The 26,684-nt window shown below is 34.0% G+C and carries 24 protein-coding genes; 11 read left to right on the top strand and 13 right to left on the bottom strand.

Annotated elements, in window-relative coordinates:
* The first annotated feature begins 12 nt into the window (after positions 1–12).
* Positions 13–1,524, top strand: coding sequence for a histidine ammonia-lyase (hutH, locus tag GQ46_RS03200; protein ID WP_044398329.1), 1,512 nt, complete (start codon positions 13–15; stop codon positions 1,522–1,524).
* Here hutH and GQ46_RS03195 read toward each other — a convergent pair.
* From GQ46_RS03195 to GQ46_RS03185, 3 genes are all read right to left on the bottom strand, one after another.
* Entirely contained in the window at positions 1,521–1,886 is a 366-nt protein-coding gene (locus tag GQ46_RS03195; protein WP_044398327.1) for a hypothetical protein, read from the bottom strand. The two genes, hutH and GQ46_RS03195, sit on opposite strands and share 4 nt — an antisense overlap.
* A gap of 174 nt (positions 1,887–2,060) precedes the next feature.
* Positions 2,061–2,462: a PLDc N-terminal domain-containing protein gene (locus GQ46_RS03190; RefSeq protein ID WP_044398325.1), complete on the bottom strand. Its 402-nt coding sequence runs from the start codon at positions 2,460–2,462 to the stop codon at positions 2,061–2,063.
* Between the two features lie 116 nt (positions 2,463–2,578).
* Positions 2,579–5,128 (bottom strand): ATP-dependent Clp protease ATP-binding subunit, encoded by a 2,550-nt coding sequence (locus tag GQ46_RS03185; RefSeq protein ID WP_044398323.1) that lies wholly within the window; start codon positions 5,126–5,128, stop codon positions 2,579–2,581.
* A 259-nt stretch (positions 5,129–5,387) separates the two neighbouring features.
* On the opposite strand from GQ46_RS03185, the gene gyrA reads away from it, so the two are divergent.
* The 3 genes from gyrA (at position 5,388) to katG (ending at position 11,621) form a co-directional block, all read left to right on the top strand.
* Positions 5,388–7,928 carry a DNA gyrase subunit A gene (gene gyrA, locus GQ46_RS03180; RefSeq protein ID WP_044398321.1) on the top strand — a complete coding sequence of 847 codons (2,541 nt, stop codon included), beginning with the start codon at positions 5,388–5,390 and terminating at the stop codon, positions 7,926–7,928.
* Between the two features lie 36 nt (positions 7,929–7,964).
* On the top strand, positions 7,965–9,206 hold the full coding sequence (locus GQ46_RS03175; protein WP_044398319.1) for a tetratricopeptide repeat protein: 1,242 nt from the start codon (positions 7,965–7,967) through the stop codon (positions 9,204–9,206).
* Positions 9,207–9,410: 204 nt separating this feature from the next.
* A complete protein-coding gene (katG, locus tag GQ46_RS03170; protein ID WP_044398317.1) occupies positions 9,411–11,621 on the top strand; it encodes a catalase/peroxidase HPI in 2,211 nt (736 codons plus the stop codon).
* A 130-nt stretch (positions 11,622–11,751) separates the two neighbouring features.
* Here katG and GQ46_RS03165 read toward each other — a convergent pair whose 3' ends face one another.
* The 4 genes from GQ46_RS03165 to nhaC form a co-directional block, all read right to left on the bottom strand.
* Positions 11,752–12,009, bottom strand: a complete 258-nt coding sequence (locus GQ46_RS03165; RefSeq protein WP_044398315.1) for a hypothetical protein — start codon at positions 12,007–12,009, stop codon at positions 11,752–11,754.
* 45 nt (positions 12,010–12,054) lie between these two features.
* The gene (locus GQ46_RS03160) at positions 12,055–12,363 is read right to left on the bottom strand and encodes a co-chaperone YbbN (RefSeq protein WP_044398313.1); all 309 of its coding nucleotides are present in this window, start codon (positions 12,361–12,363) and stop codon (positions 12,055–12,057) included.
* Positions 12,364–12,369: 6 nt separating this feature from the next.
* The gene (locus tag GQ46_RS03155) at positions 12,370–13,014 is read right to left on the bottom strand and encodes a peroxiredoxin (protein ID WP_044398311.1); all 645 of its coding nucleotides are present in this window, start codon (positions 13,012–13,014) and stop codon (positions 12,370–12,372) included.
* Between the two features lie 145 nt (positions 13,015–13,159).
* Positions 13,160–14,626 carry a Na+/H+ antiporter NhaC gene (nhaC, locus tag GQ46_RS03150; protein WP_044398310.1) on the bottom strand — a complete coding sequence of 489 codons (1,467 nt, stop codon included), beginning with the start codon at positions 14,624–14,626 and terminating at the stop codon, positions 13,160–13,162.
* A gap of 163 nt (positions 14,627–14,789) precedes the next feature.
* On the opposite strand from nhaC, the gene GQ46_RS03145 reads away from it, so the two are divergent.
* Both GQ46_RS03145 and GQ46_RS03140 read left to right on the top strand, forming a co-directional pair.
* The gene (locus GQ46_RS03145; RefSeq protein WP_231567314.1) at positions 14,790–15,734 is read left to right on the top strand and encodes a metal-dependent hydrolase; all 945 of its coding nucleotides are present in this window, start codon (positions 14,790–14,792) and stop codon (positions 15,732–15,734) included.
* Between the two features lie 116 nt (positions 15,735–15,850).
* Complete coding sequence (locus GQ46_RS03140; RefSeq protein WP_052503387.1) at positions 15,851–16,474, top strand: SPOR domain-containing protein; 624 nt, start codon at positions 15,851–15,853, stop codon at positions 16,472–16,474.
* A 55-nt stretch (positions 16,475–16,529) separates the two neighbouring features.
* Here GQ46_RS03140 and GQ46_RS03135 read toward each other — a convergent pair whose 3' ends face one another.
* The 3 genes from GQ46_RS03135 to GQ46_RS03125 are packed head-to-tail and all read right to left on the bottom strand — an operon-like array spanning position 16,530 to position 19,456.
* Complete coding sequence (locus GQ46_RS03135; RefSeq protein ID WP_044398308.1) at positions 16,530–17,081, bottom strand: OsmC family protein; 552 nt, start codon at positions 17,079–17,081, stop codon at positions 16,530–16,532.
* Positions 17,075–18,352 carry a PLP-dependent aspartate aminotransferase family protein gene (locus GQ46_RS03130; RefSeq protein ID WP_044398306.1) on the bottom strand — a complete coding sequence of 426 codons (1,278 nt, stop codon included), beginning with the start codon at positions 18,350–18,352 and terminating at the stop codon, positions 17,075–17,077. Before GQ46_RS03130 ends, GQ46_RS03135 begins: the two co-directional genes overlap by 7 nt.
* Before the next feature lie 12 nt (positions 18,353–18,364).
* Positions 18,365–19,456 carry an NAD(P)/FAD-dependent oxidoreductase gene (locus GQ46_RS03125; RefSeq protein ID WP_044398304.1) on the bottom strand — a complete coding sequence of 364 codons (1,092 nt, stop codon included), beginning with the start codon at positions 19,454–19,456 and terminating at the stop codon, positions 18,365–18,367.
* A 155-nt stretch (positions 19,457–19,611) separates the two neighbouring features.
* Here GQ46_RS03125 and GQ46_RS03120 point away from each other — a divergent pair, with 155 nt between their 5' ends.
* The 4 genes from GQ46_RS03120 (at position 19,612) to lpdA (ending at position 23,465) form a co-directional block, all read left to right on the top strand.
* The gene (locus GQ46_RS03120; RefSeq protein WP_044398302.1) at positions 19,612–20,070 is read left to right on the top strand and encodes an Lrp/AsnC family transcriptional regulator; all 459 of its coding nucleotides are present in this window, start codon (positions 19,612–19,614) and stop codon (positions 20,068–20,070) included.
* Positions 20,071–20,088: 18 nt separating this feature from the next.
* Complete coding sequence (locus tag GQ46_RS03115; RefSeq protein WP_044398300.1) at positions 20,089–20,715, top strand: CPBP family intramembrane glutamic endopeptidase; 627 nt, start codon at positions 20,089–20,091, stop codon at positions 20,713–20,715.
* A gap of 61 nt (positions 20,716–20,776) precedes the next feature.
* The gene (locus tag GQ46_RS03110) at positions 20,777–21,547 is read left to right on the top strand and encodes a LuxR C-terminal-related transcriptional regulator (protein WP_044398299.1); all 771 of its coding nucleotides are present in this window, start codon (positions 20,777–20,779) and stop codon (positions 21,545–21,547) included.
* Between the two features lie 517 nt (positions 21,548–22,064).
* Positions 22,065–23,465, top strand: a complete 1,401-nt coding sequence (gene lpdA / locus GQ46_RS03105) for a dihydrolipoyl dehydrogenase (protein WP_044398297.1) — start codon at positions 22,065–22,067, stop codon at positions 23,463–23,465.
* Between the two features lie 126 nt (positions 23,466–23,591).
* Here lpdA and GQ46_RS03100 read toward each other — a convergent pair whose 3' ends face one another.
* Complete coding sequence (locus tag GQ46_RS03100; RefSeq protein WP_044398295.1) at positions 23,592–24,302, bottom strand: LytTR family DNA-binding domain-containing protein; 711 nt, start codon at positions 24,300–24,302, stop codon at positions 23,592–23,594.
* Positions 24,295–25,365, bottom strand: coding sequence for a sensor histidine kinase (locus tag GQ46_RS03095; protein ID WP_044398293.1), 1,071 nt, complete (start codon positions 25,363–25,365; stop codon positions 24,295–24,297). The genes GQ46_RS03100 and GQ46_RS03095 overlap by 8 nt, the downstream gene beginning before the upstream one ends.
* Before the next feature lie 191 nt (positions 25,366–25,556).
* On the opposite strand from GQ46_RS03095, the gene GQ46_RS03090 reads away from it, so the two are divergent.
* The gene (locus GQ46_RS03090) at positions 25,557–25,931 is read left to right on the top strand and encodes a MotA/TolQ/ExbB proton channel family protein (protein ID WP_044398291.1); all 375 of its coding nucleotides are present in this window, start codon (positions 25,557–25,559) and stop codon (positions 25,929–25,931) included.
* A gap of 97 nt (positions 25,932–26,028) precedes the next feature.
* Here the strand turns inward: GQ46_RS03090 and GQ46_RS03085 are convergent, their stop codons facing one another.
* Positions 26,029–26,619: a hypothetical protein gene (locus GQ46_RS03085; protein WP_044398289.1), complete on the bottom strand. Its 591-nt coding sequence runs from the start codon at positions 26,617–26,619 to the stop codon at positions 26,029–26,031.
* Positions 26,620–26,684: the final 65 nt, after the last annotated feature.

Below are 26,684 nucleotides of genomic sequence, written 5' to 3'. Positions count from 1 at the left end.
ATAAATTGATTTATGAATACTACACATTATATATCTTCTGAAGTTTTAGAATTGGCTACTGTTCATGCTATAATAACTGAGCAAAAGCAGTTACAATTATCTGAAGACGCGAAAGAACGTATTATCACTTGTTGCGCTTATTTAGATGAAAAATTAAAAGTCGAAACCAAGCCAATTTATGGCATTAATACAGGTTTTGGGTCTTTATATAATGTCAAAATTTCCAAGGAAAATTTAACAAAACTTCAGGAAAACTTAGTCATGTCTCACGCTTGTGGCACAGGAGATCAAGTGCCGCAAGAGATTGTGAAGCTCATGTTACTTTTAAAGATACAATCGCTTAATTATGGACACTCTGGAAGTCAGTTAGCAACGGTAGAACGTTTAATCGATTTTTACAATCATGATATTCTACCTGTGATTTATACACAAGGTTCACTTGGAGCCTCTGGAGATTTAGCACCTTTAGCGCATTTATCATTGCCTTTAATTGGTAAAGGAAAAGTAAATTATAAGGGCGCGGTTTTGCCTGCGGAAGACGTGCTAAAACAATTCAACTGGTCTCCTATTCAATTACAATCTAAAGAAGGATTAGCCTTATTGAATGGCACACAATTTATGAGTGCTTATGGTATTCACTTGTTATTAAAATCATTTAAACTGTCTTATTTGGCAGATTTGATAGGGAGTGTTTCTATTGATGCTTTTGATGGCAGAATAGAACCCTTTAATGAATTAGTACATTTGGTGCGACCACACAACGGACAACTAAAAACAGCCTCTAGAGTGCGTGAGTTTTTAGAAGGCAGCGAATTAATTACTCAAGAAAAACAACACGTTCAAGATCCGTATTCTTTTCGTTGTATTCCGCAAGTACATGGTGCCACAAAGGACACCTTGAATTTTGTGTTAAAGACCTTTAAAACTGAAATTAATTCGGTAACCGATAATCCTAATATTTTTTCAAAAGACGATGAAATTATCTCTGGTGGAAACTTCCATGGTCAACCCTTAGCATTAGCCTTAGATTATTTAAAAATTGCTATGGCCGAATTGGGTAATATTTCTGAGCGTCGTGTATTCCAACTAGTCTCTGGATTAAGAGGCTTGCCTGCTTTTCTGGTTAATAATCCAGGATTGAATTCTGGGCTTATGATTCCGCAATATACTGCAGCCAGTATTGTGAGTGCTAATAAGCAATTGGCGACACCAGCGAGTGTTGATAGTATTGTATCTAGTAATGGTCAAGAAGATCACGTAAGTATGGGAGCAAACGCCGCAACACAAGCCCATACTTTAATACATAATGTGGAACGTATTTTAGCTATAGAATTACTTAACGCATCACAAGCTTTGGCTTTTAGAGCGCCCTTAAAATCGTCAGTATTTATAGAACAGTTCATAAAAGCCTATAGAGTAGACGTTCCTTTTATTGAAGAAGATGAAGTGCTTCATGATGACATACAAGCGTCTATTGAATTCATTCAGCAACTTAATATAGACATTAAAGAGCTCTTAGATTAAACGGTTTTTAATAAATTTTTAGCCCAATGTTCTGCGGCAATAGTTTCATTAAAAATTTCAAATGGTTTTTCTAAGAAGTTTTTTTCATAATCAGCACTGCTAGCAGCAAAATAATTAAAAGCAACAACCGCAAAGCCTTTAAGCGTTTCAACTTTAGAAGAGTGACTATAAATTGAGGGGTCTACTGAATAAGAATGAATGCGTTCGGTAATGTATACAAACGGTTTGTTTTGAAAATGATTTAATAAAAAGACTGTAATCTCCTTATTTTTTTTGGTACATAAAGTAACACCTTCATTAACGTTACAGATTACATAATCATCAAAAAATCCAATTTTACAAAACTTTAAGTCTGCTATCATTTAACTCCAATTTGGACTACAAAATTAGAATTAAAAACGAGAGCGACATAACAGATGTATTAGTTTTAGACAATAGGTAAAAATCACCTGCCAAAAGATGCTTTTTTAGCTATTTTATAGGTTTAAGGAATAGGTAATGCGTAAAGCTATACACTCTAAATTTAATACCCCACCTTATAATGCTGTGAGATCATGAGCTGTGCTAGTTTTTACTTTGTCTTTCATTGGTTTCAGTGGAAGAATTTCTACAAAATAATAAACGATTGATCCAATGCCAGAGGTGAAGATTAGAACCAGAGTCCACATTAATTTTTTGTTACTGTCATTTTCTGCATTATTATTGGCATGAACAATATAATAGATAAGCAACCCAATAGAGAGCAAACTACTTAACATTATAAGTATAAAAAGTATTGCAAAACTGCTCATAAAAGCCTCAGGAAATACGGCGTCATGATTTTCTGCATTTTGAAATGTACTAAATAAAAAAGCAAAGAAAAAAATAAAATAAGCGATAAGAAAGAGCATAGGGAGGAAGGTGAGAATACCTAACCAGATTTTACGGGTTTTAGACATGGACATTTAATTTATTATTTGACTATAGATTTTTTTCATTGCTGTTGTTTTGGAGCATAAAAAAAGCTTCACTATGTAAATATAATGAAGCTTTTTAAAACGATGTGTTTTATTAATTACGATTCTGCTGGCTTTTCAGCCTTTTCAATAGTAATTTTTATTTCATCACTGTTCTTGTCTAAATCCATTTTAATAACATCACCATCACTAACTTGAGCATTTATAATTTCTTCTGCTAAAGCATCTTCAACATATTTTTGAATTGCTCTTTTTAAAGGGCGTGCACCATACTGCTTATCGAAACCTTTTTCTGCAATATAATCTTTTGCAGCTTTCGTTAATTTAAGAGTGTAGCCTAAACCTGAAATACGCTCTAATAATTTGTCTAACTCAATATCTATGATCTTGTTAATGTCTTCTTTTTCTAAGCTATTAAAAACAACAACGTCATCAATTCTGTTTAAAAATTCTGGTGCAAAAGATTTTTTCAATGCATTTTGAATCACTGCACGGGCATTCGCGTCTTCTTGCGATTTTTGCGAGGCAGTACCAAAGCCCATTCCGGTTCCAAAATCTTTTAGTCTCCTGGCACCAATATTAGAAGTCATTATAATAATGGTATTTCTAAAATCAATTTTTCTACCTAAAGAGTCCGTTAAATAACCATCATCTAAAACTTGTAGTAGCATATTGAATACATCGGGATGCGCTTTTTCAATTTCATCTAGAAGGACTACGGCATAGGGCTTGCGTCTTATTTTCTCTGTCAATTGTCCGCCTTCTTCATAGCCAACGTATCCTGGAGGGGCACCAACTAAACGGGAAATAGCAAATTTCTCCATGTATTCACTCATGTCTATACGAATAAGCGAATCTTCACTATCAAATAATTCACGAGACAGTACTTTGGCTAACTGCGTTTTACCAACACCTGTTTGCCCTAAAAAGATAAACGACCCGATTGGCTTGTTAGGATCTTTAAGTCCCGCACGATTACGCTGAATGGCTTTTACCACTTTAGCAACGGCTTCATCTTGACCAATTACTTTTCCTTTAATAAGTTCTGGTAGTTTAGCTAGTTTGTTGCTTTCGGTCTGTGCAATACGATTAACAGGAACACCGGTCATCATAGAAACAACATCGGCAACATTGTCTTCTGTAACGGTTACTTTATGCAACTTTGTGTCTTCTTCCCATTTTTCTTGGGCGATGGCTAGTTCTTTTTCTAAACGTTTTTCATCATCTCTTAAACGCGCAGCTTCCTCATATTTCTGTTTTTTAACCACAGAATTTTTGGTTGTTTTTACGTCTTCAAGCTTCTTTTCTAATTCTATGATTTGTTTTGGCACATCAATATTAGTAATGTGAACACGTGACCCTGCTTCATCTAAAGCATCAATAGCTTTGTCTGGAAGAAAACGCTCTGTCATGTAACGATTGGTTAGCTTTACGCACGCTTCGATCGCTTCGTCAGTATAAGACACATTGTGATGTTCTTCGTATTTGCTTTTTATATTATTTAATATTTCTATCGTTTCATCAACCGATGTTGGCTCTACAATTACTTTTTGAAAACGACGCTCTAAAGCACCATCTTTTTCTATGTACTGTCTGTACTCATCAAGTGTTGTTGCGCCTACACATTGTATTTCACCTCTGGCTAATGCCGGTTTAAACATGTTTGAGGCATCTAAACTTCCTGTGGCACCACCAGCACCAACAATAGTATGAATTTCATCTATAAAGAGAATCACATCGTCATTCTTTTCTAGTTCGTTCATAACTGCCTTCATACGCTCTTCAAACTGTCCGCGGTACTTGGTTCCTGCCACGAGGCTAGCTAAATCTAGGGTTACGACACGTTTATTGAATAAGATACGTGAAACCTTACGTTTCACGATTCGGTTCGCTAAGCCTTCGGCTATTGCCGATTTACCTACTCCTGGTTCACCAATTAATAAGGGGTTATTTTTCTTTCTACGGGATAGAATTTGAGACACGCGCTCAATTTCCTTGTCACGCCCAACCACAGGATCTAGTTTCCCTTCCTCTGCCATGGCCGTTAAATCGCGCCCAAAGTTATCTAAAACTGGTGTTTTAGACTTCTTATTGCCTTTTCCAGTGGGCGTATTAAAAATGTCTTTGGACTCGTTGCCTTCATTAGCTTGAGAATCATCATCTTGAAATGATTCCGCTTTAGGCTCTATGTAATTATCGTCGTTTGTAATCATAGACTTAAATTGTTCTTTTACGTTATCATAATCGACTTTTAGCTTATTTAAAAGCTTGGTAGTAGGGTCGTTTTCATTTCTTAAAATACATAATAACAAGTGTGCGGTGTTTATTGAAGTACTTTGAAATAATTTCGCTTCTAAAAAAGTAGTTTTTAACGCACGTTCTGCTTGTCTTGTTAAGTGTAAGTTTTTCTTTTCATTAGCGGTTATAGTGACATTAGGGTTTGCCGGACTTAATATTTCAACTTTACGCCTTAAATGATTTAAATCAATATCTAGGGCATTTAATATATTAATTGCTTTCCCATTACCATCTCTTAATAAACCAAGCATTAGGTGTTCAGTGCCAATAAAATCGTGACCTAACCTTAGCGCTTCCTCTTTGCTGTAAGCTATAACATCTTTAACTCTTGGTGAAAAATTATCATCCATAAATTGTTTTCCTTTCTACATTAAATTTACTAAATCATAACATCAATCGCAAAAACTATTCCTTAAATATTATGATTACAGCTAATAGACAAAAAAAACTTTATAAAATCAAAACAATTAACAAGATACTTATTAAGAGAGAACCGCTGTAATTGTTAATAAATACCTTTAAAAAATGAAGCTTAAAGTCCTGCCATCACTAAGAAATAATTATATTAGCACGTTTTGAAATACTTATAAAAACTAAATAATATTTTATATGGCAGAAGGAGAAAAACTGATTCCAATCAATATTGAAGATGAAATGAAATCGGCTTACATTGATTATTCAATGTCAGTCATTGTGTCACGTGCTTTACCAGACGTAAGAGATGGATTAAAGCCAGTTCACAGACGTGTACTTTACGGTATGCATGAACTGGGTGTTAGAGCAAATAGCGCACATAAAAAGTCTGCAAGAATTGTGGGTGAGGTTTTAGGTAAGTATCACCCACACGGTGATACTTCGGTTTATGATGCAATGGTACGTATGGCTCAGGAATGGAGTTTACGTTATATGTTAGTTGATGGTCAAGGTAACTTTGGTTCTGTAGATGGCGATAGTCCAGCAGCCATGCGTTATACAGAAGCAAGAATGCGTAAAATATCTGAGGATATGCTTGCAGATATTGACAAAGAAACTGTAGATCATAAATTAAATTTTGATGATACTTTAGAAGAACCAACCGTTTTACCAACTCGTATTCCTGGGTTGTTAGTGAATGGCGCCTCTGGAATTGCGGTAGGTATGGCTACTAATATGCCACCACATAACTTAACAGAAGTTGTAGATGGCACTATTGCCTATATAGAGAATACAGATATTGAGATAGATGAGCTAATGCAGCACATTAAAGCACCAGATTTTCCTACTGGAGGAACTATTTATGGCTATGATGGTGTAAAGGAAGCTTTTCATACAGGTCGTGGGCGTATTGTTATGAGAGCTAAAACAGTTCTTGAAGACGTTAATGGGCGCGAATGTATTATCGTAAATGAAATTCCATACCAGGTCAATAAAGCAGACATGATTAAAAAGACTGCAGATTTGGTTAATGATAAAAAAATAGAAGGTATTGCTACGATTCGTGATGAATCGGATAGAAACGGGATGCGAATTGTTTATGTGTTAAAGCGTGATGCCATTCCAAATATTGTTCTTAATAAATTATATAAATACACGGCATTACAATCGTCATTTAGTGTTAATAATATTGCCCTGGTTAATGGCCGTCCGCAGTTATTAAACTTAAAAGAACTCATTCATTATTTTGTTGAGCATAGACATGAAGTAGTGGTAAGAAGAACAACTTACGAATTACGTAAGGCGGAAGAACGCGCACACATCTTAGAAGGTTTAATTATTGCTTCAGATAACATAGATGAAGTTATTAAAATTATTAGAGCCTCTTCAAATGCAGATGAAGCACGTGCCAATTTAATAGAACGTTTCAAACTTTCTGAAATACAAGCCAAAGCCATTGTTGAAATGCGTCTACGTCAATTAACAGGACTGGAGCAAGACAAGCTAAGAGGCGAGTATGATGAAATTATGAAAACGATAATTGAATTAAAAGATATCCTCGACAAAAAAGAACGTCGTATGGCTATTATTAAGGAAGAGTTAGTGGTTGTAAGAGATAAATATGGAGACGATAGACGTTCAGTTATTGAATACGCAGGTGGTGATCTAAGTATTGAAGACATGATTCCAGATGAACAAGTCGTAATTACTATTTCTCATGCGGGTTATATTAAGCGTACCTCTTTAACAGAATACAAAACGCAGAATAGAGGAGGTGTAGGACAAAAAGCATCAACAACGCGTAATGAGGATTTCCTAGAACATTTATTTGTTGGAACAAATCACCAATACATGCTATTCTTTACACAAAAAGGAAAATGTTTCTGGATGCGGGTCTATGAAATTCCAGAAGGAAGTAAAACTTCTAAGGGAAGAGCAATTCAAAACCTGATTAATATCGAGCAAGACGATAAAGTGATGGCTTTTATATGTACTCAGGATCTTAAAGATGAAGACTACATTAATAGTCACTACGTTATTATGGCGACTAAGAAAGGTCAGGTTAAAAAGACCTCTTTAGAGCAATATTCTCGTCCAAGAACCAATGGTATTAATGCAATAACCATTAAAGAAGATGATGTTTTATTAGAAGCAAAGTTAACTACTGGTGAAAGTCAAGTGATGTTAGCCTTAAAATCTGGTAAAGCGATTCGTTTTGAAGAAGCAAAAACACGCCCAATGGGACGTAGTGCTTCCGGTGTTAGAGGCATTCGTTTGCAAAATGATAAAACCGATGAGGTTATTGGAATGATTGCTGTAGATGATATGCAGAGTGATATCCTTGTTGTTTCAGAGAATGGTTATGGTAAACGTTCTAGTTTAGAGGACTATAGAATTACTAATCGTGGAGGAAAAGGTGTAAAAACCATTTCAATTACAGAAAAAACAGGTAACTTAGTGTCTATTAAGAATGTAACAGATGAGGATGACTTAATGATCATCAATAAATCAGGTATAGCTATTAGAATGGCTGTTTCCAATTTACGCGTTATGGGTAGAGCGACACAAGGCGTTAAACTTATTAACTTAAAAGGAAAGGATTCTATTGCTGCTGTTGCAAAAGTAATGCATGATGAAGATGAGGTCATCGATGAAAGTCTTGAAGGAGTTGAAGGTGCCGAAAAGACTGATGATTTAGACACTGGCACGACTCTTGATTCTGAATCTGAAGAATAAAAATAAATCATACAAAACAAAAAATTATAATTTAACATGAAAAAACAATTAATTCTCTCACTAGCATTAATGGTAAGCCTTTTTTCTTTTGCTCAAAACAAAGAATTAAGAGTGCTTGAGAAAGCAGTAAAAAATAATAATTATGCTGAAGCTAAAACTGTAGTTTCAGAATTAGAGCCAATGCTTTCATCGATGGACGATAAAAGCAAAGCTAAATTTTATTTAAATAAAGGAAAAGCGTTTTTTGCTAATGGTGCTGGTTCAGCACAAGAGGTAATGGTAGCTGTAGAAAGTCTTGATAGTATATCAGGCAATTCTTATGCAGGTGAAGTAGCCGATTTGAAAAAATTAATGGAAAATGATTTGCTTCAAAAAGCAAATACGTTATTCACAAATAAAAATTTCAAAGAAGCAGAAATGGCCTTTGCTAATTTGTTTGAGGTGGTTCCAACGGATGCTGAATATTTATATTATGCTGCGGTAAGTGCTGTTAGCGGACAAGATTACGATGCGGCATTAAAGCACTATTTAAAACTTAAAGAAATAGGGTATACAGGTGTTAAAATGGAATACTTTGCGGTAAATAAAGAGACTGGTGAAGAAGAAGTAATGGATAAAGAAACAAGAGACTTATATGTTAAAACTGTAAAATCTCATATTACTCCAGGTGTGAGAGAAACAGAATCAAAAGTTCCTGAAATTACAAAAAACATCGCTTTTATATATCTTCAACAAAACAAAACGGAAGAGGCTTTAGCTGCCATTAAAGAAGCAAGAGTTATTGATCCTGATAACTCTGATTTAATTATAACAGAAGCGAATATTCAATACAAGTTAGGGAATACCGAAGAGTATGAGCGCTTAATTAAAGAAGCGACAACTAAAGATCCAAATAATATCGACTTATTATTTAATCTGGGCGTTTTATCTGCAACCTCTGGAAAAATAGAGGATGCAAAAAAATACTATTTAAAAGTGATTTCTTTAGATTCAAAAAATGTTAATGCCTTAACAAATTTAGCGGTTTTAATATTAGATGAAGATAAAGCCATTGTTAAAGAGATGAATGCATTGGGAAATTCTAATGCAGATAACAAACGTTATGATGAACTGATTGCGAAACGTCAAACGGTATACAAAGAAGCGATTCCTTTTTTAGAGGTAGTCGTTAGTAGTGGGAAGGCAGATGCCGATGTCGCAAGAACACTCATGAATATATATTCTGCTGTTGGAGAAGCTTCAAAAGCCAAAGAAATTAAAATAAATTTCGATCTTTAAGACTATTTCAAAAGATAAAAAAAAGCCACTTCAAATTGAAGTGGCTTTTTTTGTGGGGAAAAGCTAAGCAATAATAATAAATGATATATGTTTCGCTTTTAATAGTTTAAAGTTATTACAAAATTAGAACAATCAATTATTTAATTTTATTCTAATCATTTAAATCGTTAATTTTAAGGAAACAAATAACGAAACAGATAGATTATGGATAATAAAAATACTGAAACGTTTGAAATCAACGATTCATCGGCAAGTAAGTGTCCTTTTTTAGGGACTCAAAAGAGAACGGCTGGAGCTGGTGTGAAAAATCGCGATTGGTGGCCTAATGAATTAAAACTAAATATTTTACGTCAAAATGCTCCCAATTCTAATCCAATGGGAGAAGATTTTGATTATGCTAAAGCGTTTAATAGTTTAGATTTTAAAGCATTAAAACAAGATGTACTGAATTTAATGACAGATTCTCAGGATTGGTGGCCAGCAGATTATGGGCATTATGGCGGCTTTATGATTCGTATGGCTTGGCATAGTGCAGGAACCTATAGAATTGGAGATGGTAGAGGTGGAGCAGGGTCTGGAAACCAACGTTTTGCGCCTGTTAACAGTTGGCCTGACAATGGAAATTTGGATAAAGCACGACTACTACTGTGGCCAATAAAGCAAAAATATGGGCGTAATATTTCGTGGGCAGATTTAATGATTTTAGCAGGGAACTGCGCCATAGAATCTATGGGACTTAAAACCTTTGGTTATGCTGGAGGGCGTGAAGATGCTTGGGAACCTGAACAAGATATCTATTGGGGAAGTGAGACGCAATGGGGAGCGAATGAAGAAAGATATGATAATGGTGCATTAGAAAATCCGTTGGCAGCAGTAATGATGGGATGGATTTATGTAAACCCTGAAGGACCAAATGGCAATCCAGATCCAATGGGTTCAGCACATAATGTGAGGGAGACCTTTGGGCGTATGGCTATGAATGATGAAGAAACCGTTGCGCTTGTAGCGGGAGGGCATACCTTTGGTAAAGCGCATGGGGCTGCAGATCCAAATAAACATGTAGGACCAGAACCACACGGTGCACCAATCGAAGAAATGAGCATGGGATGGAAAAATTCATTTGGCTCAGGTGTCTTAGATGATGCTATTACTAGTGGTATTGAAGGTGCATGGACACCAAATCCAAAGCAATGGGATCATGATTATTTTGAGGTGTTATTAAATTACGACTGGGAGTTAACCAAAAGCCCAGCTGGTGCCCACCAATGGACGCCAACTGCCGCATCAAATGCTAGAATGGCACCTAAAGCGGGTGACGCCAATGGAAAACAAGCGTTAATGATGACCACTGCAGATATTGCTTTAAAGACGGATCCAGATTATTTAGAAATATCGAAGCGTTTTCATAAAGATCATAAAGCATTTGAAGATGCTTTTACTCGTGCTTGGTATAAATTAACGCATCGAGATATGGGACCAATTGATCGTTATTTAGGTCCTGAAGTACCAAAAGAAGAATTACTTTGGCAAGACCCAATTCCGAAAGTGAATTATCATCTTAGTGATTCTGATATAGATTCATTAAAGAAAATGATTTTAGCTTCTGGTCTTACTGTGTCTCAATTAGTAACCACAGCGTGGGCGTCTGCTTCTACCTTTAGAGGGTCAGATAAACGTGGAGGAGCTAATGGCGGACGTTTACGTTTAGAACCGCAAAGGAGTTGGGCCGTAAATAATCCAGATGAATTAAAGAGGGTTTTAACTATTTTAGAAGGTATTCAAAGTGAATTTACCGGAACCATTTCTATGGCCGACTTGATGGTCTTGGGTGGAGTTGCAGGAGTAGAAGAAGCTGCTAGCAAGGCAGGCCATTCTGTTAAAGTTCCTTTTACACAAGGTAGAGGTGATGCTTCACAAGAACAAACAGATATTGAAGCTTTTGGCTATTTAGAGCCTTTTGCAGATGGATTTAGAAATTATATCCAACCAGAGATAGACATTGCAGCTGAAGATTTCTTAATAGATCGGGCTAATTTATTAACCTTATCGGTGCCAGAAATGACCGTTTTATTGGGAGGACTACGTGTTCTAGGTGCAAATTATGATGGTTCCAGACATGGTGTGTTTACAGATACTGTTGGAAGTTTAACGAATGATTTCTTTACTAATGTTTTAGATATATCAATAACATGGAAAGCAGCAAACTCAGAAGAAAAGGAGTTTATTGGGCGGAATCGTAAAACGGGAGCTATGAAGTTTTCAGGCACACGAGCAGACTTAATCTTTGGTTCAAATACAGAATTAAGAGCAGTCGCAGAAGTTTATGGCGCAAATGACGGTCAAGACAAGTTTGTTAAGGATTTTGTTGCAGCTTGGACTAAGGTGATGAACTTGGATCGTTTTGATTTGAAATAAATCAAAAGAAGTAACTCAAAATAAATTAAGAAGACCTCACCTTTTTTTAAAGGTGAGGTCTCATAACAACAAAAAAACCACTTCAGTTGAAGTGGTTTTTTATTAAACTATATTTTAATTTATCTAATTTCTATTTATCAATAGCCCCTAATACACGTTTCATAAAATTATTAACGGCATCTTTTTTTGTAGCACCTTCCTTAATCATTTTATTGACTTCTATGGCACCGTACATGTTAGAGATTAGTTCTCCAATAACGTCGAGTTCTTCATCCTTTAAAGAAGGCACTTCTGTTAAAGCTTCCAAGGTTTCAATAGTCTCAACAAGGAAATCTTCGTCATTGTCTTCAATAAATTGTGTTAGGTGTTTTATTACTGGTAATTTCATTGATAAATAAATTTATAATTTCCGTTAAAACAAAAAGCATTTTTTTTATGCTACTTCGTCAACTAATGCTTTTAAAACGTCAAATTTGTTAGTCTGTGTTTGATTTACAAATTTCCCGCCTTTAAATGTTGCAAACGTTGGTAAATTATCAACGGTCGCTAATTGTCTTGATTCAGGAAATTTTTCCGCGTCAGCGATAACAAAGGTTATGTTTTCTAATTCGCCAGCTAATTTCTTAACTTTTGGTTTCATAATACGACAGTTACCACACCAAGTTGCAGAGTATTGCACGACAACAGTGTCGTTCGCAGCAATAATTTCTGATAAGTTGTCTTGACTTAATTCTTGAACCATGATAAATTAGTTTACGTGATTAGCCAAATATTCAGCAGTTCCTAATCTGTTAGCACTCATAGCATCTTTTCCTTCTTCCCAATTTGCAGGACAAACTTCACCTTTTTCTTGAACGTGTGTTAAGGCATCGATAATACGCAAAAACTCATTAACATTTCTACCAATTGGCATGTTGTTTACACCTTCGTGTTGTACAATACCATCTTCATCTATAACATAAGTTGCTCTGTAGGTTACATTGTCACCTTCAACAGTCACAACGCCTGTTTCATCATTGTATGTTTCGTTAGTAATATCTAAGATGCCTAAAGTAGAAGCCAAATTACGGTTAGAATCTGCTAAAATTGGGTAAGTAACACCTTCAATACCACCATTATCTTTTGGAGTGTTTAACCATGCAAAGTGCACTTCTGGTGTATCACAAGAGGCACCAATGACGATCGTATTTCTTTTTTCAAACTCTGCTTTGGCAGCTTCAAAAGCATGCAATTCTGTTGGACAAACAAAAGTGAAATCTTTGGGATACCAGAATAATAATACTTTTTTCTTGTTCTTTTTTGCTTCTTCAAGAACGTTTAATTTAAAGGTATCACCCATCTCGTTCATTGCATCCACATTTAAGTTTGGAAATTGTTTTCCTACTATTGCCATTTTTTAAAATTTTATAATTAATATTTTGTTTTGTAAGGGTACAAAAGTACAGCAGTCCTTAAATAAAATAAGCCTAATAAAATTTTAAAATTTTATTAGGCTATAAGTTTTGATTATAGTAAAATTATAAAGCTATAATTTACAATTATTTAGCTTTCAATTGTCTTATTTTAATATTAAGTGCAGCAAAAAATAATGTGGTAAACGGACTCAGCCAGTTAAAAATAGCATATATGAAATATTCGCCAACGCCAACGCCTAAAACACCACTTTGGTAAGCACCACAAGTATTCCAAGGAATTAAAACAGAGGTTACTGTTCCAGAATCTTCTAATGTACGACTTAGGTTTTCTGGGGCTAAACCGCGATCTTCGTATGCTTTTTTAAACATTTTCCCAGGAATTACTAAGGCTAAATATTGATCTGAAGCGATAACATTTAATCCCAAACAACTCACTACGGTACTGGCAAATAAGCCAAATACTGAGGTTGCTAATTTTAATAACTCTTTAGTAATTCTGGCTAAGGCACCAATAGCATCCATCACGCCGCCAAAAACCATAGCACAACAAATTAGAAAAATGGTCCAAAGCATGCCATTCATTCCGCCAGAACTAAATAAATCATTAAGTTTTTCGTTGTCTGTAATAATGCTCGTGTCTGTTAAAACAGCATTAGTAATTGCGCCTAATTTTGAATCAGCAATACTATTTAGAATATTTGGCTGAAAAACAAAGGCAAAAATAGCAGCTAAAATTACGCCCGTGGCTAAAGCGATTAGGGGCTTAGTTTTAAATAAAATAAGAACGATAACTACTGCAGGTACCGTAAATAGCCAAGGTGTTATATAAAAAGTAGAATCTATCGTCGCTAAAAAGTCACTAATATCAGCACTTCCTTTTGTGTCCACCGTCATACTCATAAACGTGAAAGCAATTAAAGTGATTATTATTGTTGGTACGGTTGTGATGGTCATATAACGAATATGCGTAAATAAATCTGTTCCAGCCATGGCAGGAGCTAAATTTGTAGTGTCACTTAATGGAGACATTTTATCTCCAAAATAAGCCCCAGAAATAACAGCACCAGCTATCATACCAGCTGGAATGCCCAACGCACTACCAATGCCAATTAAAGCTATACCAACGGTTGCAGAAGTTGTCCATGAGCTTCCAGTAGCAATAGAAATAATAGCAGCAATAATGACCGAAGCCGGTAAAAATATAGATGGATTTAATACTTGAAGCCCATAATACACCATTGCGGGTATGATACCACTAACCAACCAGGTTCCCGCTAATGCTCCCACTAAAAAAAGAATCATTATTGGAACAAAAACACTTCTTAAATTTTCCCAGATTTCTTTTAGCATCACACGAAAAGACACTTTGTTTAAAAATCCCCCAATCATGGCCACGCCACCTCCCAATAATAAAATAATTTGATTGGTGTAAGTACCAAACCATTCTTGACCGTCAACAAAAAAGATATTATACGCTAATAACCCCATTAAAATAATAACAGGAACCATAGCCTCCCAGATATTAAGTTCTTTATTATCTCTAATATTTTGGTCTTCAATATCAATTTTCGAAAGGTTTTCGTCTTGCATTTCGGTTTGTTTTTTTAGAATTGTAATGTTACGATTTTACAATAAGCTATGCAAATTCAATAGCTTACTGTAACTTAGCCTTTTATATGGATTCATTAACTCAAATTGTACTCGGGGCGGCTTGCGGTGAAGCGGTTTTAGGAAAAAAATAGGAAATAAGGCATTGCTCTTTGGAGCCATTGGAGGCACTATTCCAGATTTAGATGTTTTTATAGGGAACATTTTATACGGTAATAAAATTGATGCGATGCTTTTTCATCGTGGCTTTATGCATTCCATTTTGTTTTCGGTTTTAGGTGCGTTTCTCTTTGGGTGGCTGGTTTATAAGCTATATAATTCAGGTAAACGCCAAGAAACTACAACACTAAAAGAGTGGATTTTGTTATTCTTTTTAGCCTTATTTACACACCCAATTTTAGATTGTTTCACACCTTATGGTACGCAACTATTTGCTCCCTTTTCAAATTATCGGGTGGCGTTTAATAACATTGCTGTTCTAGACCCCTTGTATACTTTTCCCTTTTTGATTTGTATGTTAGTTTTAATGTGCTACAGAAGAACAGCGACAAAACGAAAACGTTTGCTGCGATTGGGGATAGGTATTAGTTCTGCATATCTGTTACTCACCATTGGAAATAAGTATTATGTAGATTCTGTTTTCGAAAAATCTTTAACTGAAAACTCTATAGAATATACACGCTATAGTGCACAACCTACGCTTTTAAATAATATTTTATGGTATGGTATTGCTGAAACGAAAACAGAGTATCACATCGCATTCTATTCCTTATTAGACGCAGAGCCTCGTTTTTCTGAATGGCAAAAAATTCCAAAAACACGATCGATTTCTAAAGTAGAATTTCAAGACATGAGAGACTTAGCATGGTTTAGTAAAGATTATTTTAATGTTCAGAGAACTTCAGAAAACGAGTACTTATATAATGACTTACGATATCCGTTATTGAAAACAGAAAAAGGTTATGAATCTGTATTTAGTTTTCAGCTTTTCAAAGAGAATGACAGACTTAATATGAAAGATTTTGAGCCCAGGATAGGCAGTTTTGGTGCTGCAATGTCTGAACTATGGCAGCGAATGAAAGGTGTTTAAAAAACAACATATCAAATAGTTATATTATTTTTATTTTACTATAAAGTAAAAATGAATTGACCACATAATTAAAAATTATTATATTGCAACCCTATTAACCCGAACGACCTACAATTATGCCATTCATCGATGAAAACGATCTAGTTGCTATGCATGAGCAAATAGATATTAGTAAAAAAGAACAAAAACAATTTGAAACTAACTTTTACAGAGAGCGCGAAAAAACGCAGACTCTAAAGGATCAACGCAATATTTTTATTGGAATTTCGTCAGTGTTTCTGCTTTTTTTAATTATTGGTATTGCCACATACTTTGCTAGTCCTGCTACTTTAATAAATGAAAGTGCGCTTAAAAAGGATGGATTTAAACTGTATGAAACGGTTAAAATTGACTCATTAGAAACACAACTTGGTAACTATGGCGAAAGTGAAGGCGACACAGCTCTTTTAGCATCTAATAACATTGAGCAGGAAGAGTCGCGAGCTTCGGTAGAAGGTGAGTTTGTTTATGCCGTACAAGTTGGCGCTTTTGAAGAGCGCATGGTATCTACCTATTCTGATTCTTTTTTAAATTTTAAGGAATTTGAAGAAGATGAATTCTACAAGTATTCTATTGGTAGTTTTGACAATCTAGATGAAGCACAACGTTTTAGAAAGGAACTCTTGAGAATAGGTTTTAGAGATGCCTTTATCGCGTCATACGAAAACGGTAAGCGCATCAAGATTGAAGAAGCTTGGTAAAACATTATGTTTATATATATAAAAGGCCAGAACTCTGAGTTCTGGCCTTTTTTATTTAGTTTATAGGAGCTTCTGTTTTTAATGCTCCTATCATTCTTACTTCGTTTTTAATGGTATTAAAGTTAGGGGAATGTTTCGTTACACGTTCAATAAGCTTATTATAAGCGTCTTGGGTGCCATTTCCGTTTACATGAAAAATGAATTTTAATTCCGGAAAACCTGGGTTTATTTTGTCATTTATTCCTAGAAACCCATTCAAATCTAACTCACCATCGATTTCAATTTTTAATTCGTTTATTTCAATATTCATAGCTGTAGCTCCAGCCATGAAAGTTACTGCCATGCAACCCGCTAAACCCCCAAGCATATATTCTGCTGGATTTGGAGCATGGTTAACCCCTAATAATTGAGAAGGCTCGTCTATCATAAACTCAAAATCTCTTATTATTTTATGATGACCTAAAACCATATTCTTGGTACTAACTTTTGTTTTTGTACCGCTTACCCAGTCAAGAGTAATACCATAAGAAGCTCTTCCTTCTGTAGGAATTTCTTTTACTTCATTAGTAAATTCGCTTAGTCCAGCGATGTTAATGTTGTTTAACATACAAGTTCCTTTTTAAATACGTTATTAATTGCTTGTTCAAAATCTAAAATGAGATCTTCAATATCTTCTATACCAACAGATAAACGAATAAGACCTTCGTTTATTCCTATGGTTTTTTGCTGTACTTTAGTTAATGAAGCTTGTGAAGTGTTATAAGGTAGCGAGATTAAACTTTCTACGCCTCCTAAACTAGTGGCTTCTTTTGGTAGTTTTAAGTAACTCAATAATTTATGAGCATTTTCGTTGCCTCCTTGAACCTCAAAGCTAATCATTCCGGAATATTTTCCTTTCATTTGAGATTGCGCCAACTCATATTGATTATGGGAAAGTAATCCAGGATAGTAGACTCTTTTTATGTTTTCATTTGCTTCCAAAAAATAGGCAAGTTGTAGTGCATTGTCATTATGAGTACGCATTCTAAGTGCAAAGGTCTTTAAACTACGCTCTAATAAAAAGCAGGCATGAGGATCCATAGAACCCCCGTTTTTAAGCATTTGAGGCCAAATACTGTCTATTAGTTTACGAGAACCAGAAACGGTTCCTCCAATTAAGTCAGAATGACCATTTAAATATTTTGTTGCAGAGTTAACGACTAAATCAACCCCTAATTCTAAAGGTTTTACATTGTAAGGCGTTAAAAAGGTGTTGTCTATAATTACTCTTAGGTTGTGTTTTTTACCTAAAGCAACTAAGTCCTTTAATGGGGTTATTTTTAGTAAAGGATTTGTTAGCGCTTCAAAATACAACACTTTGGTGTTTTCTTGTATTGCAGCTTCAATAGCCTCTATATTAGTAGGAGAGGTAAAAGTTACCGACATCCCATAACGGTATAGATCTTCATACAAAAAGTTATAGGTTCCTCCGTAAATATCTCTTGAAGAGACCACGTGACTGCCTTTATCTAATAGTGCTAATAGCGTAGACGAAATAGCTGCCATTCCTGAGGAAAATACAATTGAACTTTCGGCATTTTCTAATGAAGATAGTTTTTCTTGAACACTCCATTGTGAAGGGTTCCCGTATCTTGAATAAATCATTTCATCTCTCCCACGCCCTTCATCTATGGCTTTGTAAGACGCTTCATTTAAATAAAATGTAGAACATTGAAAAATGGGTGTCCCTAAGGCTCTGGTAGTTGGGTCGTTGTATTGTCCCGCATGAACAGATTTTGTAGAATCATTAAATTCAGAATAGGAAGCTTTGTGAAGTGTAGGGCCTTTTTCTCTTTTACGCTGTAAATCGTTTAGCCATAGGTTGTTTTTGTTATTCATTTTTTTGACTAGTTAGGTTGAGATTAATTCTTTTATCGTTTCTTTTTGTGCGGTATTTATAGACGGCATCGTTTTTAAAATGTACTGACTTAAATATTTGGCATCATTTTTTACACCGCCAAGTGTGGCGGAGCCTCTGGTATGTAACCATGGTAAGCCTAAATAATATAAGCCTTCTATAGTACTAACCCCTCTGTAGTTTTTTGGGTAGTTATCAGCATCCAATTGTTCATTTTCTATCCATTCAAAATTGGGTTTAAACCCAGTGGCCCAAATAATGTTTTTTATAGAAGAAATAGTTTTTTCTTCAAAAACAATATCATATTTATCGGTATCTAAGGTTCTGCCAACACAATGAATGTTTGGTTTTTTAAACAATTTTTTAACATTGGTTCCTATTACCGGTTGCCGTCCTGATACTAATTTTTTTCCAATCCAAGAATACTTAGTGACCGTTAAAAATCCTATTTTTTTAAACCACCACCATAATGTTTTTCCCAAGATTTCCTGTGGTAATGTTGCTATGTTAGTGGTTCCAGAAAAATAAACAGTTCTATTTGTTTCAGAAATATCTTTAAGAATTTGCACACCAGAATCCCCAGCACCAACCACTAAAGTATCACCATCTTGTAATTGATTCGCATTTTTGTAATACTCGCTGTGAATTTGAAAAATAGGATCGGCAATTTTTGAATGACACGCAGGTATAAATGGTGTATGGAAAGGACCAGTAGATACAATCACATTTTTTGCTTTGTATACGTTACCTTCACTTTTAAGAATAAAGTGACTGCCTTCTTTTTTTAAAGTTATTATTTTTTCATTAAATCTAATAGGAATATCGAAAGTGGAAACGTATTGTTTTAAATAATCTGCAACGTCATATTTGCTTGCATAATGTCCTTTTTTATGAGGAAAAGGGAATCCAGGTAAATTATTAAATTCTGATGGTGTAAATAATTTTAAAGAATCCCAACGCTTTAACCACGGTGCTCCGACTTCAGCATTGGCATCTACAACCAGAAAATCTTGACCTTGTTTTTTTAAATAATAAGCAATCGATAAGCCAGCTTGGCCGCCTCCTATGACAATAAAATCTTTCATTAAATTGATTAATTTTTATCAAAACTATGTTTTAATAGATTATTAGTCAACCATAATGATTAATTTAGGAAAATAAAACTACTATATTTGCTTAATTTAGTTTATTTTAAACTATAATTTGTATTTATTCACGCTTAACAGAAAATTTTTCAAGTATGCAGTTTGATCTTATTGATAAAAAACTAATTACATTATTACAAAAGGACAGTAAAAAAACGAATAAAGAATTGTCTCATGCTTTAGATTTATCAGTAACTGCTGTCTATGAACGTATCAAAAAACTAGAAAAACTAGGGGTTATAGACAAGTATGTGGCATTAGTTAAAAAAGAAAAGGTAAATAAATCATTTGTAGCCTTTTGCCATATTAAACTTACGCAGCATACTCATGATTATGTGGTTAAGTTTGAAAAGGAAGTTACTAATCTTGAAGAAGTTTCAGAATGTTATCATATAAGTGGTGATTATGATTACTTATTAAAGGTTTTAGTGAAAGATATGGAAGCGTTTAGAGACTTTATGGTTAGTAAATTAACAAGTATTAACCACATTGGTAGTACGCATAGCATGTTTATGATTAATGAAGTGAAACACACGACGGCTATTAGTGTATAAAAATAGTATCTTTAGAATATGCAATCAACCGCTTACAAACTCACAGAATTTTTTATACTATTTATTTTAATTCCTGTAAGTTTTGCTATTCCGTTCCCTGTTTGGATTAAAATAGCACTGAGTCTTTTTGGTTTTTTATATGTGGGTTATGTACTATTGCAAGTAGAAAAAATGAAATTTAGAATAGCTCAAGGTTTACACTGGAAATCATTTTTTAAAACAACCCTTATAAAATTGATAGCTATTGCTAGCATTACTACCGTTTTCGTTTATTTTTCAGATCAAGCCAGTCTCTTTCAGGTAGTTTTAAATAAACCAGTACTGTGGCTGGTTTTGCTTTTTATATATGCATTGTTTTCAGTATATCCGCAGGAATTAATTTATCGCACTTTTTATTTTCAGCGGTATGAATCATTATTTACAAACAAAAAATTGCTTATCTTCATTAATGCTACCATCTTTTGTTTAGCACATTTATTTTTTGCAAATATTTTGGTGATTATTCTCACTTTTTTCGGCGGATTATTATTTGCTTTTACGTTCTATAAAACGAAATCAACGCTTTTAGTCACCATCGAGCATGCTATTTATGGCTGCTGGTTATTTACTGTTGGAATGGGGGAGCTGCTTGGTTTTCCTTCTTAAGAAAGAATTTGGTTTTAACAATTTATTTTTTATAAATTTATAGTCCTATCGTTATCAATTTATGAAATATAACCAAATCAAAGATTTTTATAAGTCAATTTTCGAATCTTACGACAACCCTTCGCTTGAAACCCATATCAAAAAAGTAATTGAATTAGATGCCTACTTGCCTTACAGTTCTACTTTTTTTTGTGTGACTAATACACAGGACTTAAAATTTGAATACATCAGTAAAAATTTTAATTCTTGTTTAGGTCTAGACGTCAATGAGCTTAAAGCTAAAGGTATGCGTTATTTCTGGAGTCGAATTCATCCTGAAGATGTCGAATTATGGCTAAGTGCATTAAATGAATTAATGGAGTTTACACTCCATGAAATTCCGGAAAGTAAAAGACAAAATGCCAATTATACCTGGAACTTTAGATTAAAAGATGCAAATGACAATTATGTAAACATTATTCAGAATACCACACCTTTAGCTTTCGATTCAGATATGAAACCCATCATTGGTTTAGCACATTATACCGTTTTGGATGCAATGATTAAAATGCCAATAACAGCAACGGCAAAACTATTAAATGAACAAAAAGAATATGACACCGTCTATTTTAATAACTTTTCTCAAAAGTTATTAAATCATGGGATTAGCAATAGAGAGCGTGATATTGTGCGCTTATTGGTGTTAGATTACTCAAGTAAGGAGATTTCGGAAAAATTGAATATTAGTCCGCATACTGTGGATACACATAGAAGAAATATTTTAAAAAAACTAAAAATTTCCTCAACTGGAGAATTAATAGGTATGTTGAAAATGAACACCCGTTTTTTGTAAGAGTAAAATTACTCAATTTGAGTATTGTCTAGCATTAAGAATTTGGTGAAATTTATAATCGCTATTAATTAACTTTTTTTTATTAAAACAGCCTTTTCGAATAAACACGAGTAGTGTTTATGAATGGGCTGTTTTTTTATATACTTCAATTCTATCATCCTTTTAATAGGTAATAGATTTTCTATGTTTTGATAGGGCTAAAGCCCGTAGTTTTCTGTTTTTACTTCTTAATCAAAAATAAATAGAGTTAAATTTAAATTCTGGAAAGGGTTTAAATCTAAAGCTGGATTTTTAATTGGAATAAGTTATAATTTAGGACGAACTGATAGTAACGATTTAAAATTCATAGCCGATAAGAAGCATAATTCTATGAATCATAATTGTATATTGATGTTGTTTATTGCTGAGCTATTCAAAAAATAGTTAAGTGTCAGGCATTAATAAAAAATCAAAATCGTACTTTTGTAATCGTTTTTAAATTATCAATTTCCACAAAAGCGAAAAAAATATAACATTTATGAGTAAATATGATGTAGCCATTATTGGCTCTGGACCTGGAGGATACGTTGCAGCCATTCGTTGCGCTCAACTAGGCATGAAAACTGCCATTATAGAAAAATATGCGACACTAGGAGGAACCTGCCTTAACGTTGGTTGCATTCCAAGTAAAGCACTTTTAGCCTCTTCACACCATTATGAAGACGCTACTAAACATTTTGAAGAACATGGAATAGAAATTCCTGGTGATATTAAAGTGAATTTAGAAAAGATGATTGGTCGTAAGCAGGCTGTTGTTGATCAAACAACGGGCGGTATCGACTTCTTAATGAAGAAAAACAATATTGACGTATACCAAGGTTTAGGTAGCTTTAAAGATGCGACACATATTATTGTAAAAGGTGAGAAAACGACAGAAATTGAAGCTAAAAATATCATTATAGCAACAGGTTCTAAACCATCAAACTTACCGTTTATTACTTTAGACAAAGAACGTATTATAACGTCTACAGAAGCTTTAAAACTTAAAGAAATACCAAAACACATGATTGTGATTGGTGGCGGTGTTATTGGCCTAGAGTTAGGACAAGTATACAGACGTTTAGGGGCAGAAGTAACCGTAATAGAATATATGGATAGAATTATTCCTACTATGGATGCTGCGCTGTCTAAAGAATTAAATAAAGTCTTTAAGAAGGCAAAATGTAAGATGGAAGTGTCTCACAAGGTGAAATCTGTGGAACGTGTTGGAGATGAAGTTATCGTGAAAGCCGAGAATAAAAAAGGCGAAGTTGTTGAGTTTAAAGGCGATTATTGTTTAGTTTCTGTTGGTCGTCGTCCCTACACTGACGGTTTAAATGCGGAAGCCGCTGGAGTGAAATTAACAGATAAGGGGCAAATAGAAGTTAATGAGCATTTACAAACGAGTATTTCTAATATTTATGCCATTGGCGATGTTGTAAAAGGAGCAATGTTGGCTCATAAAGCAGAAGAAGAGGGTGTTTTTGTAGCTGAAACTTTAGCAGGCCAAAAACCTCATATCGATTATAACTTAATTCCTGGGGTTGTTTACACCTGGCCAGAAGTTGCCGCCGTTGGTAAAACCGAAGAAGAGCTTAAAGAAGCAGGAGCAGACTATAAAGTTGGACAGTTTCCATTTCGAGCTTTAGGTCGTGCCAGAGCAGGAGGCGATTTAGACGGCTTTGTGAAAATCCTAGCCGATAAAAAGACCGATGAAGTATTAGGTGTACATATGATTGGCGCACGTTGTGCAGATTTAATAGCCGAAGCTGTAGTAGCTATGGAATTTAGAGCCTCTGCTGAAGATATTTCACGAATGTCGCATGCACACCCAACCTTTGCTGAAGCCGTAAAAGAAGCCGCTTTAGCAGCAACTGAGGATCGTGCTTTGCATGTTTAAAATTAAAAAGAATTAAAAAATAAGGTTACACTGCACTTGTCGAAGTGTCTAAATACTATTAAAAAGCGAGCCTAATTTAGGCTCGCTTTTTTTAATTATCATTCCTGCATTGGCCGGAATAGTAAATTAATACCTTTCCAAAACCTTTAAAACCTCTTTTTTATAACTTCTACTAATTGGTAAGGCCTTTACTGTAATCGTAATATGTTCATTGGTAAAAGCTGTAATGTGTTTTATAGAAATAATATAGGACCGGTGAATACGCATAAATTGTTGTTTGGGTAATTTGGCTTCAAGGGCACTTATGGTTTCTCGCGTAACGATGGTCTCATTTGGTAAATGAATCTTTATATAATCGCTTAAGCTTTCAACATAAACGATAGCGTTAAAGTCCACTTTTAGCATGCGCCTCTCTGAGCGTACAAACATAAATTGGCTAGCGTCGTCCGTTTTGTTTTCTGTATTTTCATTCGTGTTGTAAACATCAAAATAGGTGTTTACAGCTTTCAATAAGCGGTGAAAGGCTATGGGTTTGAGTAAATAATCTACGGCTTGTAATTCGAAACCTTCTACAGCATAATCACGATACGCTGTTGTGAAAATAACTTTAATATCCTTATTTATTGATTTAGCAAAGGCGATTCCCGAAATCTCAGGCATATTAATATCAAGAAAAATCAAATCTATGCTATGAGCATTAATACAATTAAAAGCTTCAATAGCATTGCTGCAGCTTTTAACTATTTCTATAGTCTCTATTTTAGCCAAATGCGTTGCAATAATTTCTCTTGCTATTGTTTCATCATCAACAATAATACATTTTATTACATTAGACATTTGTTGCTATACTTTTAGTGTTTAAACGCAGAGTTACTTCAAAGAAAGTATCATTTTCTGCGATATTCAGTTTATAATTATCCTCATACAATAATTCGAGACGTTTTTTTATATTATCTAAACCAATACCATGTTGGCTATTTGTAGCCTTATACGAGGTGTTTTTTATGTTGAATAATAGGATCTCGTCGATACAGGATATAGTAATGTCTACCTTAAGTGCTCCATTTTTAATAGCGCCATGTTTAAAACTGTTTTCAACAAACGGCATGAGTAGCATTGGCGATATTTTAGTGGTTTCAGAGCTATGTTCTGAAGAAAAACAAACTTCCAACGTGTCATTAAAGCGTAATTGTTCTAGTGCTATATAGTCTTTTATATGGCTTATTTCTTCAGTTAAACTTACAAAAGGTTTATCTGCTTGATAAAGTAAATAATCTAATAAATTAGAAAGTTTTAATATCATTTCTGGCGTTTCATCAGCTTTCTTTAAGGCGAAACCATACATGGTATTTAAAGTATTGAATAAGAAATGTGGATGAATTTGCATCTTTAAATAATTCAGTTCTTGTTCTTTTAACTTTAACTGCGTTTGCAGAATTTTCTTTTCTAAAAGATTCGTTTTTGTGCTGTTTCTTAAATTTGCCTTTAATAATTTAAAAGCACTAACTATAACAACTATAAGATAAACACTAGTCATTACAAACACCAGGTTTTTAGTTATGGGATTCATTTGGTCGTACTTAAAGTTTGATAAGTATATCAAACTAAAAAAAATAGAGAGCATGATTAAATAAGCAGAAATAATAAGGGTATACACACTATATAACACAAAAAGAAAATACCGTTTAGTAACTAAATAATCGGGTATTAATTTATATATTGAAACGTAAGTAGTAGCAATAGTAATAGGCATTAAGAAAAGAGAAAAAGCGAGTACATTATTAAAATGCGTACTATCGGTTCCGAAAAAATAGGTAAAAAATATAAGCACAGCACACCAGAACAAAATATGCAGGAGTAGCTGACCAAGTTTTTTTAATAAGAATCTCTTTTCTAACATGGTTTGTAAAAGTCTTACAATAATAACATATTTTTGATGGTAATTAACGTTTTATAGACGAATGACCAGTTTAGCAATTGTTTTAGCATTTTGTTTAATCGGTTACTAAAGTGGTAGTCTGTCGCATTTCATTTTTTTGAAAAGCTATTCGGATTAAGTTTGAAGTATCTTAATCAAAACCCGTAACAATTATGAATGTATTATTAGTTTCAAATCGCTTCACAGAGGGTGGACCGTTATTTATGTCACTTATTTTAATCACACTTTTACTCTCTATTTTCTTTATCATTAGAGGTTTCTTAAATTTAAAGAAAGACGAAGTAGTATCCAAAAGAATGTTAAGCTTAGCAACAGATGCTAGTCTTTTGGGTTTAGCGCTTGGTTTTCTAGGCTCTGTATTAGGGCTTATTCAAGCTTTTGATGTCGTACAATCTCTAGGTGATATCGATTCTGGTGTCATGGCTGGAGGACTTAAAGTATCACTGTTAACAGCTACTTTTGGACTTTTTACTTTTGTGATCTCTAGAATTGGTATTTTAATTTTAAGGTGGATTCAAAAAGAATAATATTTTAAAAAAAAAACTAAAAAAAAACTAAAAAAAAAGCGAATCCAAATTTTAGATTCGCTTTTTGTGTATTATATATTTTCTGAAATAAAACAGTTTAAATAGCTTCAATTAAATCTTTAATACGTAACCTTTTACTATAATCAGCATCCTGAGGTTCACGAATAAAGCATTGTGCGCTAATGTTATCCTTTTCTGCCTTATCAATTAAGTGCTTTGCGGTAAACGGCCCATATTCTATAGATTTTTCAATATAATAATATTCATGATTGTGTATGATCGTTCTTGCTTTATTAATGTACTTATTGTGCAGAAATTCAGTTATCGCATGACGCGTGTTTAGTGGTGTTGTACTTTTACTTTCATTAATAAAAACAGCTAATTCGTTAGAACTCCTATCAATATCTAAGGTTAAAATATCATCGTCTCTAAAATTGATTTTGATGACGTTTATTTCATTATTACTTGTAATTCTAATATACTCCGGATTAACATAATGCCAATGGGCTTTGGCAACAGTACCATTTTTTGAAATTGTGAGTGAGTTGTCTAAGAAGAAATTATAAATGGTCTTGGTTTGTTTGATCTCATTTACAAGCACCCAATTATTATTTACCAAGCGACTAGTGAAATCAAAATCGTCTTGATATAAATTATTGTTAGAAAGTATGTTATGGACCGTTTGCATATTTAAATCTAATTAATTAGATTGAACTTTATGTATAAAACGGAAACTTTTAGATAAAGGTATTA

This window comes from Lacinutrix sp. Hel_I_90, assembly GCF_000934685.1.
GTDB lineage: Bacteria > Bacteroidota > Bacteroidia > Flavobacteriales > Flavobacteriaceae > Lacinutrix.
This window is presented reverse-complemented; position numbering and strand designations above follow the sequence as displayed.